At 34.1% G+C, this 14203-nt stretch carries 14 protein-coding genes; 9 read left to right on the forward strand and 5 right to left on the reverse strand.

Annotated elements, in window-relative coordinates:
* Nucleotide 1 precedes the first annotated feature (1 nt).
* Genes BK054_RS09775 through BK054_RS09785 form a run of 3 tightly spaced genes read right to left on the reverse strand, consistent with a single transcriptional unit; the run spans nucleotide 2 to nucleotide 1708 of the window.
* The gene (locus BK054_RS09775; RefSeq protein WP_006257025.1) at nucleotides 2–574 is read right to left on the reverse strand and encodes a Crp/Fnr family transcriptional regulator; all 573 of its coding nucleotides are present in this window, start codon (nucleotides 572–574) and stop codon (nucleotides 2–4) included.
* A 44-nt stretch (nucleotides 575–618) separates the two neighbouring features.
* A complete protein-coding gene (locus BK054_RS09780; protein WP_006257024.1) occupies nucleotides 619–1380 on the reverse strand; it encodes a DUF4369 domain-containing protein in 762 nt (253 codons plus the stop codon).
* A 4-nt stretch (nucleotides 1381–1384) separates the two neighbouring features.
* Nucleotides 1385–1708, reverse strand: a complete 324-nt coding sequence (locus tag BK054_RS09785; RefSeq protein ID WP_006257023.1) for a YbaB/EbfC family nucleoid-associated protein — start codon at nucleotides 1706–1708, stop codon at nucleotides 1385–1387.
* Between the two features lie 501 nt (nucleotides 1709–2209).
* Here BK054_RS09785 and BK054_RS09790 point away from each other — a divergent pair.
* The 9 genes from BK054_RS09790 (at nucleotide 2210) to BK054_RS09830 (ending at nucleotide 12222) form a co-directional block, all read left to right on the forward strand.
* Nucleotides 2210–2527 (forward strand): GNAT family N-acetyltransferase, encoded by a 318-nt coding sequence (locus BK054_RS09790; protein WP_006257022.1) that lies wholly within the window; start codon nucleotides 2210–2212, stop codon nucleotides 2525–2527.
* A 13-nt stretch (nucleotides 2528–2540) separates the two neighbouring features.
* Nucleotides 2541–3083 (forward strand): NADPH-dependent FMN reductase, encoded by a 543-nt coding sequence (locus tag BK054_RS09795; RefSeq protein ID WP_006257021.1) that lies wholly within the window; start codon nucleotides 2541–2543, stop codon nucleotides 3081–3083.
* A 788-nt stretch (nucleotides 3084–3871) separates the two neighbouring features.
* Entirely contained in the window at nucleotides 3872–4513 is a 642-nt protein-coding gene (locus BK054_RS09800) for a hydrolase (RefSeq protein ID WP_006257020.1), read from the forward strand.
* Between the two features lie 302 nt (nucleotides 4514–4815).
* Complete coding sequence (locus BK054_RS09805) at nucleotides 4816–6516, forward strand: S41 family peptidase (protein ID WP_006257019.1); 1701 nt, start codon at nucleotides 4816–4818, stop codon at nucleotides 6514–6516.
* Between the two features lie 176 nt (nucleotides 6517–6692).
* Complete coding sequence (locus tag BK054_RS09810) at nucleotides 6693–8084, forward strand: S41 family peptidase (RefSeq protein ID WP_006257018.1); 1392 nt, start codon at nucleotides 6693–6695, stop codon at nucleotides 8082–8084.
* Nucleotides 8085–8249: 165 nt separating this feature from the next.
* Entirely contained in the window at nucleotides 8250–10310 is a 2061-nt protein-coding gene (locus BK054_RS09815) for a S9 family peptidase (protein WP_006257017.1), read from the forward strand.
* Between the two features lie 81 nt (nucleotides 10311–10391).
* Complete coding sequence (locus BK054_RS09820; protein ID WP_006257016.1) at nucleotides 10392–11423, forward strand: PLP-dependent cysteine synthase family protein; 1032 nt, start codon at nucleotides 10392–10394, stop codon at nucleotides 11421–11423.
* A gap of 146 nt (nucleotides 11424–11569) precedes the next feature.
* Nucleotides 11570–11977 (forward strand): hypothetical protein, encoded by a 408-nt coding sequence (locus BK054_RS09825; protein WP_006257015.1) that lies wholly within the window; start codon nucleotides 11570–11572, stop codon nucleotides 11975–11977.
* Between the two features lie 65 nt (nucleotides 11978–12042).
* The gene (locus BK054_RS09830; RefSeq protein WP_006257014.1) at nucleotides 12043–12222 is read left to right on the forward strand and encodes a type II toxin-antitoxin system Phd/YefM family antitoxin; all 180 of its coding nucleotides are present in this window, start codon (nucleotides 12043–12045) and stop codon (nucleotides 12220–12222) included.
* A gap of 146 nt (nucleotides 12223–12368) precedes the next feature.
* Here the strand turns inward: BK054_RS09830 and BK054_RS18450 are convergent, their stop codons facing one another.
* The gene (locus BK054_RS18450; protein WP_006257013.1) at nucleotides 12369–12521 is read right to left on the reverse strand and encodes a hypothetical protein; all 153 of its coding nucleotides are present in this window, start codon (nucleotides 12519–12521) and stop codon (nucleotides 12369–12371) included.
* A gap of 85 nt (nucleotides 12522–12606) precedes the next feature.
* Nucleotides 12607–14112 carry a SulP family inorganic anion transporter gene (locus BK054_RS09835; RefSeq protein WP_006257012.1) on the reverse strand — a complete coding sequence of 502 codons (1506 nt, stop codon included), beginning with the start codon at nucleotides 14110–14112 and terminating at the stop codon, nucleotides 12607–12609.
* Between the last annotated feature and the right edge of the window lie 91 nt (nucleotides 14113–14203).

Here is a 14203-nt window from a genome sequence, read left to right on the forward strand (position 1 = left end):
ATTATCGAAGTGTTACTGCTTTTTTTCTTATTCTGCTCAGAGTTTCGGGTGTCATACCTAGCATAGATGCGATATATTGATGAGGCACTTCATTAAATAAGAAACCGAATTGCTCCATGAAGTGAAGGTAGCGTTGCTCTGCTGCTAACGAGATGAATTGAAATATTCTATTCTCCATCTGTATGAAACAATGTCCGATGAAACCTCTCTCTTTTTCTACCCAATTAGGTATCTGTGTTGCTAATTCTTTATAGTCTGTAGGAGTGATGCATAGCGCTGTGACAGGTGTAAGAGCTTCTATTGTCCACTTAATTGGGGTGTCAAATAACCAATTAGACAGATCAGTCATAAAGTAGCCCGCTCCACTGATCCACTGTGTAACCTCTTTATCATCTACTAGAGCATAGATACGGATATACCCTTCTGCGATATAGTACAGAGGAGCATTCTTCTGAAGAGGAGTAATAATAGTCTCACCTCTATTGAATTGTATAGTATAGAATAGTTCTTCTGCTATAGAAGTTTCTTCTATAGAGAGCTGTAAAGATTGTTGTAATTGAATAGCTAATGACATGGATAGTAAACATACAAAAAAAACGCCTTATAGGCGTTTTTTGATTATTCTTGAACTTCAGTAGTTGTATTCTGAGTAGTCGTCACTTGTGCTTCTGATTCTTTTCTCTCTTTGATATACTCATTCAGTTGCTTTCCGTATTTACGAGCAGTTACTTCAGGAGATAGAGAGTTATAGATCGTGTCTAATAACTTAGTATGAGCGTTGTACAAATCTGTCAATGCGATATAAGGACTCGCATCAGAGTCTTTATGATTAATAGCAAAGTTTACAGCATTAAGATACTTTCTGATTGTAAGTTTCTTAGATAAGTTATTAAGGCTGTCTTTTTTGGCAGCGTTTTGTTCTTTTTCAGCATTAAAGATGTCTACTAATAGACCATTCTGTTTATCTGTGATTAGCGAACGTGTTTTTAAGTATTCATCATACACCTCTTGAGATTTCGATCCAGTTACCTTAGCATCACTATAGAAATTCTTAAGCGTAGTATTGATTGTCATTTTTCCAGGTTCAGCGAAGAACATAATCTGATTATCCTGAGAGTTAGAATGACCACGGTCTAAGGTTAAAAAGAATACTTCAGGAGAGTCAATATTTAAGTCAAACTTAAAGTTAGCATCTCCTTTTACATTTAATGAATCTATTGCTTTAAATACAGTATCTTGAATCTGAAACAGGTATAACTTACCTTGTTTAAATCCATCTACTTTTCCAGTAACAGTAAGGTTCCCCTTAGTTTCTTCTTTATTACAAGACACGAATAACGCTCCAGTAGCAAGTAAAAGAGCACAAACAATTTTTTTCATAATATTATTTAAATAGATCTAGTCCAGGGATATTCGGCATTCCATCTTTAGCAGCCGCAGCTAATTCTGCTTCATTGATAGCAGAAGCTTTTTCGATAGCACGGTTAAGTACCATGACTAAGTAATCTTCTAGTTGTTCTTTGTCCTCCATTAGTTCATCACTGATAGATAAAGAGCGGATAGTTCTATTAGCAGTCATCGTCACTTGTAGTAACCCATCATTACTCTGATCATCTACCAATACGGTGTCTAATCTCTTCTTTGTTTCTTCTATCTTAGCTTGGGTCTCTTGTAGTTTACCCATCATGCCCATTAAGTCTCCAAACATGTTTAATACATTTTAGTTAGTGGCGCAAAAATATTAAAATCTTTTTAAGATAAATGATTTTGTTATAGAATAGTTAATAACAACTGAAGAATATTCTATATTATAACAGTGTATGAGGGAATTTATGGCTATCAAAACGCAGTAGTCAATAGGATATAAAAAGTGACCTAGTTATTTGGGGGTAACCAGGTCACTTAAGAAAAAGAAAGTTTTGTTGTTTTTGTTGTGATATGTATTTTACATATATCGTGCCAAAAAATATAAATACATGAAAATTTATGTTTTTTATTGAGATAATAAGTCGATTATTTTTCTTTTAATAGTTAAAAAATCTTTTAAACAAAGAGATTTAGACGGTATGAAAATTATATTAGTACGGGATATATAGGTATGATCTTTGTATAGAAAAGTACAATAAACTTAATCTAGGTCAAGTACAGTAGAAGAGAATTAGTTCTAATTTTGTAATAGAGTAGAATTAACCACGTAAACGTATAGGATATGAAAGAAGAATTTGTAAATTTAGAAGTAAATAAAAATGCTGATACTAACCGTTTTGAATTAACAGTAGAGGGGCATACTGCATTTATAGATTATGCTGAAGAAGGTAATATTATTAAACTTATTCATACAGAGAGCCCAGAAGAGCTAGCAGGTAGAGGAGTGGCTACTGCTCTGATCGAGAAGAGTCTGATGTATATAGAAGGGCATAACTATGAGCTGTACCCATTATGTCCGTTAGTGTATGCTTATATTAAGCGTCATCCAGAATGGAAGAGAATAGTATCTAGAGCGTTTCCTGCATACGATAAACTATAACAATAAATAAGCTATGAGAATATTAGGATTTGCAGCAAGTACATCGAGTACTTCTATTAATAAAAAGCTAGTTGAGTATACCGTGCCTTTGTTCCCAGCGGGAGAAGTGGAAGTCATAGATCTGAATGACTATAAAGTACCTCCATTTTCTGTAGATCAAGAGAAACAAGGTTTTCCAGAAGGAGCGAAGTTATTCTTAGAAAAGATAAAGCAGTCTGATGCTATCATCTGCTCTATGTCTGAACACAATCGCAACTGGACAGCTTGTTTTAAAAATTTATTTGATTGGTGTTCTAGAATAGAGTTAAAGCTATTCCAAGAGCGACCGATGTTCTTAATGTCTACTTCACCAGGAGGATATGGAGGTCAGAATTCATTAAACCTTGCTAAGACGGTGTTCCCTCAGTTTGGAGGACAAGTAAAGGACAGCTTCGCATTGCCTAAGTATTATGAAAATTTTGATGAGGTGAATGGTATTGTAAATAGTGAGCTCGCAGCAGAACTAAAAGAGAAAATCGAAAAGTATAGAAGTGAATTAAACGAAGTAGCTTTATAAAGTAAGGGTATATACTTAGTGAATAATATAAAAGGTCAAAGAGATAATCTTTGACCTTTTTTTTGTTTTTTAATTTCTTTTTTGGGCAATTTATATACTTAAAAGTCTTTTTAGAAGGTTCTTTTTTTGTTTTTCAGCCTAATTTAATGGGTTTTGAACTATTTAATTGAAAAAAGATATCTGTTTTTTTTAAGCCTATTAACTACTGTTTTTAATTTAACTTATTGATTATTAGTTTGTTGTTTGTTTTGTGTGTGTTGTATCTCATCATGCACTATACCTGCTTATCGTAGTGTTTATAGTACTTAGATTGAATTCCTTCGACAATTCATGGACAATACCTCGAGATTAGTGGAGTGGAGGACTTGTTTGTCGAAGAATGATCCTTTTATATATCAGCCATTCTCCTAGGGTGTGCTGTAAACAAAAGAATAGGATAAGAATAGAATATGAGGTCATATAATAGAGGATGGTAGAAGAGATAAAGTGAAGTTTTAACAGTCTAAGCATAGTAGTAAAGTTGCCTGAAAATCCTTTGTTAATCTAGGTTAAGTGATTTTGGGAGAGGATGTGATAATTTTATACTTGTAATCAGAAAGGGAGTTAGACTATCATTTATTGAATTTATAAAAGGCCTTATAAATACAGTCTGTATTCTTTTTTTGTTACAGTGTATAGTATTTCATTTTCTTCTAGCGAACACTGTCTTATGTCCAATAAAAGAGAGACTATAAGACAGGAAGATTAGAAGCGAATGTATCATGATTAAATATTAAAAAAATAAAGTTATGGCAAGTTTACCAATTAGAGACAAAAAACAAGATCACTTATTAACAGGTGAGAACGCAGCATTAATCGTTATTGATTATCAACCAGTACAAGTAAATTCTATCGCTTCTATGGATAGACAGTTACTACTAAACAATATTAGAGGAACTGTAAATGCAGCCAAACTGTATGATATGCCTATCATTCTATCTACAGTGAATGTAAAAACAGGATTAAATAAAGAGACTGTTCCTCAACTAAGAAAACACTTAGAAGGCGTGCCTTCTTATGATAGAACGACGATTAACTCATGGGAAGATAAGGAGTTCGTAGAGGCTGTAAAAGCTACAGGTAGAAAAAAATTAATCATGACAGCACTGTGGACAGAAGCATGTCTTACATTCCCAGTGATGGATGCGTTACAAGAGGGATATGAGGTATATATCGTGGTAGATGCTGTAGGAGGTACTTCTAAAGAGGCACATGATGCCGCAATTATGAGAATGGTACAGGCAGGTGCTAAACCAATTAGCGTAGTACAGTTATTCTGTGAATTACAACGTGACTGGAATCGTGCAGAAACTGCAGAAGGATTCATGAAGTTATTTACAGAACTAGGAGGTACAGCAGGTATTCAGTTTGGATACGATCTAGCGGAGTAATCCCTAGCTGTATATAGAGGTTAGAATACGCGTATTTATTTACTTTTTTATTAGCGTTATAAGTCAATAAAGCACGAGTTCTAATCGCTTTTAAAAAACGAGGTTTATACACACTGTAAGGTGTGAAGTTATTTAGTTATTCAGTTATTTTCGAAAAGGTCAGAGACGTATGTTTCTGACCTTTTCTATTTTATAGGTGGTTGATTGACAGTAAATAGCAAAGTTATTTTAGTGTTAATAGCTTAAAAGCTCTGTGGTGTTATCAATATATTTAGAACATAAAACATCTAATTAACGATATAATGAAGAAAATTTTTGCACTGTTTACACTATTGATTTGTACTGTTTCTTTTGCTCAGCAAAGAGAGTTGAAAGAGGTAAGTTCTGAAAGTCTAATACATGTATGGGGACTAGTCAAGTATAAACACCCTAATGTAAGTAGAGGTGGTTATGATATGGATCAAGAATTCTTAAAGGCATATACTACTCTAGAAACGATAAAGAGCGAAGAGGCTTTAAATACCTTCTTAAAGCAATGGATAAAACAGTTTGACTCTTCTAAACATCCTCTAAAAAAGGATGGTATAAAAGTAGTTGAAGATAAATTATTTACAGTTAATGCTAGATTTGAATGGATAGACAGTGACCTCTATGATAAGGAATTAAAGTCTATTTTGATAGACTTAAAAGACAATACTAATTATGGTAAGTATTATCTAACTAATCGTAAAATATCTTCTATCGTAAAATTTGATCACGAAAAGCCGTTGCCTAATTTTAGCAATGGGAATGAAAGCCACCGTATGTTGTTTTTATCTTCTTTTTGGAATAGTATCCGTTATGGCAACGTGAATATATATCTAGCTGATACGCCATGGGATGAGGTATTGACTGATTTCGTTCCGAGGTTTAAGACGAAAGAAGGAGTAGAATTTGAGTATCTAAAAGATGAGCTTTTCGTAAAGTTGAATGATTCACATAGTGACTATCAAGCAAGTTATTATCTCAATACTAAAGTTAAACGTTTTAGTACCTATGGGACCAAAAATATAAATGACTCCTTAGTGATAACGACTATTTATGACCCTATCGAGGCTAAAGAGAGTAATATAGAGCTAGGAGATGTGATTTTTAGAGTCGAAGGAAAGTCTGTAAAGGACTATAGAGAAAGTACAATAGGAAAATATGTAAGTGTATCTAATCCCAATTATTTAAAAAGATTTGAGAGTTTTTATTTTCCTGCTTTAGGAGATCAAGAATCAATGACAGTAAGTATAAAAAAGAAAAGTGGAGAGATTATAGAAAGAACGGTTCCTCTATTAAAGGGAGAAGAGTTTAAGAATTTTAAAACAATAAAGTCACTTTTTAAAGAACAGAAAGCTCCTGAGTTAGGTGATGATATAGGATATCTTCATCTAGGTAGAGCGACAAAGAAGAGACTGAAGAGTTTCTTTAAGGCTAATAGTAGTAAGCAGAGCATTATCTTAGATCTACGTAATTATCCTGAGAATATAAGCCCAGAGCTTATTACATCTTACCTATTACCTCATAGAACTACTTTTTTTAAAGCATTAGGTTGGTATGGGCCAGCGTTAGGAGAATGGGATAGTAAGGTGGGCATTGCTAAGATTATAGATCCTTTCAAGGTGGGCAATGAGAATAAAGATTATTATAAAGGAACTGTAGTCCTACTTGTGGATCATACTACGCTGAGTGCTGCTGAATATATGGGAATGGGGATTCAGCAGGCACCAAGATGTATTACTATAGGTAAGCAGACAGGAGGAGCTGTGACTAATCGTGTACGGGTACTTTTAAAAGATGATACTACAATAGACTTCTCAGGTTATGGAGCTTTCTACCCAAATGATAAAGAGTATAATGTGCACCGAAATGGTTTAAAGATAGATCATATAGTATCTGAATCAGCAAATGATTATAATGCGTATGGGATGATACAGTACGCAGTGGACTTAATTAATAAAAAGAGTTTAGGTAAGTAAGACAAACTGCTAAAGAGTGTTTTTTTAGATTAATTAAAAATATTCTTTAGATGAGGTTAGTTAAGTTATTATATTTGCTTTTTGATATTTAAATAAATAAAAACATGATAAAACTTCGAGGTATTATAGTAATAATGGTTTTATTTTTACAGGTTTTTGCATTTGGGTAGAAAAAAGTGAAAGACTTTACTAAAGATAATTACTTAGCTGATTTTGATTTTGTAGTTAAGGCAATAAAAGAACAGCATCCTAATCCATTTCGATTTATAACAGAAAAAGAATTTGATAAGAAGGTAAAGGAACTACGTCATACTTTAGAGCAAAAGCCAATTTTAGAGAATTTTGTCTTATGTAACCCTGTTGCATTAATACGTGATGCTCATTCAAGTATTGAGATGGATGATATTATTTATGAGGATTATATTAAGGTCAGTCATTTCTTTCCTATTGCGACTAGTGTATATGACAATAGAGTGTTCGTTAATCAGTACACTCTAGATATCCCGATGGGAGCTGAGATTATCAAAGTAAATAATGTAAGTATTGCTGACTTATTGAATAAAATACCGAATAAGGTAGATGGAGGAGTAGAGGCTAGTTCTAATAAGAATTTCTCTAATTATGCTTCTTTAATATTTCCAGAAGCCAAAGAGTTTATCATTGAGTATAAAGAAACTGTGGAGGCAACCCCTAAGACGATAACGCTGAAAGCAGTGAACTTTAATGACTATGAGTATCATGCTCAGAAGAGTGTTCTACCACTGAGTACTGTTGCCTTCTCTAAAGGGATCTATGGATATCCATTAAATGATGATACTTATATTTTGAAAATAACAACATTTAGTGTATCAGAGACATATGCTTATTATATCTTGAACAACGTATTTCAAGACATCAAAGACAAGAATATTAAAAAGCTAGTGGTTGATATTCGTGATAATGGAGGAGGTCTATTGTCTAATATTCCTTTGTTTTATTCTTTTATTAGTCCAGAGAAGAGTTTTAAAAATATTTATAAATATGCGACTAGAGTTCCTAAAGTGAATATGAAAGAGAATCTATTGGATGGAAATGGTAAGTTGGCAAATACAGCTGATATTATTAGCCAAGACAACTTTATGAGTCAGCGATTTGATTATAATGAAGAAGATCAGTTTTATTATGGAAACAGTCGTCTAGACGATTCTTATGTAGAGAATTACCCACAGGATAAAAATGCGTTTACAGGTAAAGTAGTTTTATTGTCAAATAATAATACTGTATCAGCAGCAGCTTATTTTGCACATTTGTTCCAATTGAATAAGCGTGGTGATATCGTAGGTCAGGAGACTAGAAGTTGTAGTGACTTTACAACGGCAGCCTGGTTTTTAAGTTATAAATTACCGAATACAGAATCTGTATTATCATTGCCTAGAAGTGAGGTATTCTTTAATGCAATAGCAAATAAAGATCGCACTTGTAGAGGAGTATTGCCTAATCATACTATTAAAGCAGATGATTTCCAAAAGGGATTACAGCAAGCACAAGATGCTGAGATGAATTTAGCATTAGAACTCTTGAAGAAATAGAGATTAATACAACGATATAGAAAAGCCAAAGATGGGAGTCTTTGGCTTTTTTGTTTCTACTCAGTTGAGTCAATAAATGGACGAGTAGGTCATTAGTATTCATTTAAACCATGCTAACATTTATTTAAATATTAAAACCTTACTTTTGTGTTTTAACATTTGAAAATGAATAAAGATATACAAGCGCCAATAGCTACAGTGAGACCTCACGAGTTAACAGCACACAATCATACACGTATCGATAACTACTTCTGGTTAAACAATAGAGAAGATCAAGAAGTGATCGATTACCTAAATGCTGAGAATGCATACTATGAAGGACAGACTGCACATACTAAGGCTTTCCAAGCAGACTTGTTTGAAGAGATGAAGAGCAGAATAAAAGAGGACGATAGTTCTGTACCTTATTTCTACAACGGATATTATTATATCACTCGATTTGAGAAAGGAAAAGATTACCCTATATTTTCTCGTAAACAAGGAAGCTTAGAGGCTGATGAAGAGATCATGTTTGACTGTAATGTGATGGCAGAAGGACACTCTTATTTTCATTTAAGAGGGATTAATGTATCAGAAGATAACCAATGGGTTGCTTTTGGGGTAGATACTGTATCTCGTAGAGAATACACACTGCAAGTAAAGAACTTAGTAACAGGTGAGATATCTCCTATCTCGATAGAGAAAACAACAGGTAGTTCTACTTGGGCTGCTGATAATAGGACTTTGTTTTACTCTCGTAAAGATGAGGTAACACTGCGTGCAGATAAAATCTATAAACACAAATTGGGAACTGCTATCACAGAGGATGTGATGGTGTACTTCGAAGAGGATGATACTTTTGATACTCATATCTTTAAAGAGAAATCGCGTAAGTATTTAGTGATAGGAAGTGAGAGTACGCTGACAAGTGAGTACAGAATCTTAGAGTCTCATAATCCTGATGGAGAGTTTAGAATATTCCAAGAGAGAGTGCGCGAGGTAGAGTATAATATCTCACACTATGATGGACATTTCTATATCATGACAAATCTAGATGAGGCAGATAACTTTAAGTTGATGCGTTGTCCTGAGGACAAGACTACTGTGGAGCATTGGGTAGAGCTTATCCCTCACAGAGAAGAGGTACTATTAGAAGGAGTGGACATCTTTAAAGATTATTTAGTGATCTCAGAGCGATCTAACGGATTAGTTCATTTGAAGATTCAACCTTGGGATGATAGCCAAGAGGCATATTATCTACCATTTGACAGTGAAACATATAATGCGTATACAGGTACGAATTTAGACTTTGATACAGAGATACTACGCTATGGATACCAGTCTATGAACACGCCTTCTTCTGTAATCGACTTTAATATGCGTACGCGTGAGAAAGAAGTGAAGAAGGAACAAGAAGTATTGGGGACTTTCGACAAGAATAATTATGTAGAAGAACGCATCTGGGCTACTGCAAAAGACGGAGTGAAAGTTCCGATGTCTATCGTGTATAAAAAGGGAATGAAGAAAGATGGTACTAACCCATTCTTACAATATGCATATGGATCATACGGATATTCGATGGAACCTTATTTCTCTACTACTCGTTTAAGTTTATTAGATAGAGGATTTATCTATGCGATAGCACATATTCGCGGAGGTGAAGATATGGGACGTCAGTGGTATGAAGATGGTAAGCTATTAGAGAAATGGAATACATTTGACGATTTTATCGCTTGTTCAGAGCACGTGATTGCTGAAGGGTATACTTCTCCAAAACATTTATATGCAGAAGGTGGCTCAGCAGGAGGTTTATTAATGGGAGTAGTGGTGAATAAACGCCCTGATTTATACAATGGAGTTATTGCTCAAGTACCTTTCGTAGATGTGATGACGACTATGCTGGATGATACAATACCATTGACAACAGGAGAGTATGACGAGTGGGGAAATCCGAATGAGAAAGAGTATTATGACTATATGCTGTCTTATTCTCCGATAGATAATGTAGTCGCTCAAGATTATCCGAATATGTATGTATCAACAGGGTTACACGATTCTCAAGTGCAATACTGGGAGCCAGCGAAGTGGGTAGCGAAGTTACGTGTGATGAAAACGAATGATAAACAACTGTATTTAGACACAAATATGGAGGCAGGACACGGAGGAGCTTCAGGACGTTTTGAGGCTTTAAAAGAGGTCGCAAAAGAGTTTGCTTTCATGTTCGATTTAGAAGGGATAAAAGAGTAGTCTCTTTGTTTTTTTAGTAAATTTGTTAGATAACAGTGGTAGATGAGATAAAGAACATCTATCCATAGTAAATAAGATATTATGAAAGAAGAAATTCAAGCGTATGATAATGTATTGGCTCTTGTAGGGAAAACGCCAATTGTAAAATTGAGTAAAGCAACAAAAGAGTTAAAAGGGAATTTCTATGGTAAAGTAGAAGCTTTCAGTGCTGGACAATCTGCAAAAGATAGAATAGCAATGCACATTATCGAGGCAGCTGAGAAAAAAGGAATATTAAAGCCAGGTAGTACAATCGTAGAGACTACATCAGGTAATACAGGATTTAGTATTGCGATGGTGAGTGCTATTAAGGGATATAAATGTATCTTATCTGTGAGTGATAAGTCTTCTCCAGATAAGATAGATATGCTACGTGCGATGGGAGCTACGGTATATGTATGTCCTGCTAATGTAGCGGCTGATGATCCTCGTTCATACTATGAGGTAGCGAAGACGGTGCAGAAAGAAACGCCAAACTCTATTTATATCAATCAATATTTTAATGAGCTAAATACAGAAGCACACTATCTATCTACAGGACCTGAGATATGGGAACAAACAGGAGGTAAGATTACACACTTCGTTTGTTGTTCTGGTACGGGAGGTACTATATCTGGTACAGCTCGTTTCTTAAAAGAGATGAATCCAAACATTCAAATCTTAGGTGTGGATGCTTATGGTTCTGTATTAAAGAAATATCACGAGACAGGAGAGCTTGATCCTAATGAGATAGCTCCTTATAAGATAGAAGGATTAGGAAAAAACTTAATCCCAACTGCTACAGACTTCTCTGTTATCGATAAGTTTATGAAGGTAACGGATAAAGATGCTGCACAAACAGCACGTGAGTTGGCACGCACAGAGGGATTATTCTTAGGATATACTTCAGGTGCTGTACTACAAGCTACAAGACAATATGCTGCAGAAGGAGCATTTGACGAGAATAGTGTAGTAGTTATGTTATTCCCAGACCATGGTTCGCGTTATATGAGTAAGATCTATAGTGATGCATGGATGGAGCAACAAGGCTTCTTAGATGGAGAACCTAAAAATGAGATTACTTATATCAAGTAATTCACTCTACTAAAATATAGAAAACACCTCTCTTTAGGATGAGGTGTTTTTTTATTTTTGGTAGCTCTGTAATTGTTTTCACATAGTTCAATGTCTATTTATTTTCTGTATCTTAGAGATGTAAATATTCTTTAAATCAGTTTATTATGAGAAAGTCTGTGTTTTTCGTTTTGTTAATTCTTGTTGGGGTGAGTTGTAAATCTAAGCAAGTATTAGAAAACAAGGTAACTACTGTGAATGAGATAGGAACTTTTGAGTATGGCTACACACCTGAGAATCCTATAAAAGTAGGAGGGGTAAAGACAAATGAAGGGCCTAAAAATCAGAGAGAGTACTTAGATGATCTAACTGATTTAGAAGGAAATAATTTATCTTTCTACAGAGTAGGTAGTTGTTGTCATTTTGACACTCCTAATGGACTGTTTAACGGTAGAGGAGTACTCGATATATATGCAGTTTATATAAAGGGAAAACAAGATACTGTTCGTCTTTATTTAAACCTATATGATGAGGATAAGTTATATGCACCACGAGGATTTAAATTTAAATTGTAATTTTTTTTATGAATGTTAATTTTTTGGTCTAATACTTGTATTAGTATCTTCAAAAGATTAAAAAAATGAATAAAGTAATCAGTTTTAGTGACTTTACAGAGGATGTAACTACTTATGTGGACTATGTAATGGACAGTGGTAATGAGTTAATCGTAAATGAAAACGAACATAATGGAATCGTAATTATTCCTATCGAAGAATATAATTCATTAAAAGGTATTGACTGCGAGTTATCACCAAATTAAAGAGATTAAGTAAACAGCTTGTAATAAGAAACGTTTTACACAAAAAAACACCTCATTAGAGGTGTTTTTTTATAGGTGATAGTATCATATGATACTATCAATGTCTATAATCTAGAATAGAAAAGGACAATAGATGAGGTAGTCCTTTATTTTTTGTCTTTAGGTAGATTAAATATAATAGCAATTATAAAGAATCCTATTCCTGTAATGGTTGGAGGTAACATATCATTGTTTAATCCTAAAAAAATAAGATAACCTCCTAGAATAGCAAGTAATACAGATAGTGATATTTTTAGCATAATAATAGTGTTTTTTAAAATTGTAGTGGTTTAAACTCAAATATAAAGAATTAACTCTGATAATAGGCTACTGGAATATATCAATCTAATTGTTTTCTAATAAGTTACTGTTGAAAAGCTTAGAATTGATTAACAATCTTTTGCTTTCAGCATTGACATTGATAAGTAAGATTTGTTTGTTTTGTTCTTGATATTTATCGATTAGTTTTTTCAAAGCTTCTATAGCAGACATATCTACTATTCTAGATTCTTTAAAATCTAAGTATACCACAGGAGTGTCTGTAAGAGGAGTAAATTTCTCAATAAAAGAAGTAGTACTCCCAAAGAATAATGGGCCATAAATAGCGTAGACTTTATTGCCGTGAGGGTCAAAAGATTTTCTAGCTCGTATACGTATGGCATTGTCCCAGGCAAATACTAAAGCAGAAACGATTACACCGATTAATACAGCTAAGGCTAAGTTATGTGTGATTACAATAATGATAGTAACTAGAAATAAAACAAAGATATCGGCTTTAGGCATTCTGGTCACTAACTGAAAGGATACCCACTTAAATGTAGTAATCGCGACAATCATCATCACTCCTACTAATGCAGCTAGAGGTATCTGTTCAATGATAGGAGCGCCAACTAATATAATGGCTAAGATGGTAAGCGAGCCAATAATAGCAGCTAGTCTACTTCTAGCTCCTGCATCTAAGTTAACTAAAGTCTGTGCTATCATGGCACAACCTCCCATACCTCCAAAGAATCCATTTGTGATATTAGCTATACCTTGGGCTATAGATTCTTTATTACTATTCCCTTTTGTATTGGTGATTTCGTCTACGATACTTAAGGTTAGTAAAGATTCTACTAAACCTACTCCTGCCATAACCAGAGAAAAGGGCAAGATGATCTGTAAAGTCTCTAGTGTAAAAGGGAGTGAAGGAATATGAAAGCTAGGTAAGCTACCACTGATATGAGCGATGTCCATAACTTTTCGAGTGTCTACTTGGAAGAAAAATACAACTGCTGTAGTCACAATTATAGCAACAAGAGTAGCAGGTACTTTCTTAGTGATTTTAGGAAAGATAGTTACAACTAGTATGGTTAATAGTGTTAATCCTATCATTATGTATAGAGCCATTCCGCTAAGCCATGTATTAACTCCCTCTATATCAATTTTGAATTGGGCTATTTGTGCAAAGAATATTACAATAGCTAATCCATTCAAGAACCCATACATGACAGGCTGAGGTATGAATCGTACAAACCTTCCTAACTTAAGCACTCCTACTAATACTTGTATAATACCAGCTAATACTACTGCTGCGAATAAGTACTCTATTCCATACATAGCAATAAGTGATATCATGACAATGATAGTAGCACCAGCTCCTCCTGAGACCATACCTGGTCTTCCTCCAAAAACAGCTGTTATAATCCCCATAAGAAAGGCAGCGTATAATCCTGTTAATGGATGTAAGCCAGCTAGTATGGCAAAAGACAGTGATTCTGGTATCATGGTCATAGCTACGGTTAGACCGGCTAGTATTTCACTTTGAATTCTGATGTTTTGATTTTGTAAACCAAATAAGCGTTGTAACATTTAATAGGTGTTTAGAAGGTGTAAAAGTAAGGTATAAATGATAAAGTTATATTTATTGAAACAATAGAAATTATGATTTAAAGTCAATGGA

The organism is Myroides sp. ZB35, from assembly GCF_001865835.1.
Classification (GTDB): Bacteria; Bacteroidota; Bacteroidia; order Flavobacteriales; family Flavobacteriaceae; genus Flavobacterium; species Flavobacterium odoratimimum.

Bases quoted from the DNA above. Each gene is read 5' to 3' on its own strand.
- BK054_RS09775 (WP_006257025.1), bottom strand. From the start codon at position 574: ATGTCATTAGCTATTCAATTACAACAATCTTTACAGCTCTCTATAGAA.
- BK054_RS09780 (WP_006257024.1), bottom strand. From the start codon at position 1,380: ATGAAAAAAATTGTTTGTGCTCTTTTACTTGCTACTGGAGCGTTATTC.
- BK054_RS09785 (WP_006257023.1), bottom strand. From the start codon at position 1,708: ATGTTTGGAGACTTAATGGGCATGATGGGTAAACTACAAGAGACCCAA.
- BK054_RS09790 (WP_006257022.1), top strand. From the start codon at position 2,210: ATGAAAGAAGAATTTGTAAATTTAGAAGTAAATAAAAATGCTGATACT.
- BK054_RS09795 (WP_006257021.1), top strand. From the start codon at position 2,541: ATGAGAATATTAGGATTTGCAGCAAGTACATCGAGTACTTCTATTAAT.
- BK054_RS09800 (WP_006257020.1), top strand. From the start codon at position 3,872: ATGGCAAGTTTACCAATTAGAGACAAAAAACAAGATCACTTATTAACA.
- BK054_RS09805 (WP_006257019.1), top strand. From the start codon at position 4,816: ATGAAGAAAATTTTTGCACTGTTTACACTATTGATTTGTACTGTTTCT.
- BK054_RS09815 (WP_006257017.1), top strand. From the start codon at position 8,250: ATGAATAAAGATATACAAGCGCCAATAGCTACAGTGAGACCTCACGAG.
- BK054_RS09820 (WP_006257016.1), top strand. From the start codon at position 10,392: ATGAAAGAAGAAATTCAAGCGTATGATAATGTATTGGCTCTTGTAGGG.
- BK054_RS09825 (WP_006257015.1), top strand. From the start codon at position 11,570: ATGAGAAAGTCTGTGTTTTTCGTTTTGTTAATTCTTGTTGGGGTGAGT.
- BK054_RS09830 (WP_006257014.1), top strand. From the start codon at position 12,043: ATGAATAAAGTAATCAGTTTTAGTGACTTTACAGAGGATGTAACTACT.
- BK054_RS18450 (WP_006257013.1), bottom strand. From the start codon at position 12,521: ATGCTAAAAATATCACTATCTGTATTACTTGCTATTCTAGGAGGTTAT.
- BK054_RS09835 (WP_006257012.1), bottom strand. From the start codon at position 14,112: ATGTTACAACGCTTATTTGGTTTACAAAATCAAAACATCAGAATTCAA.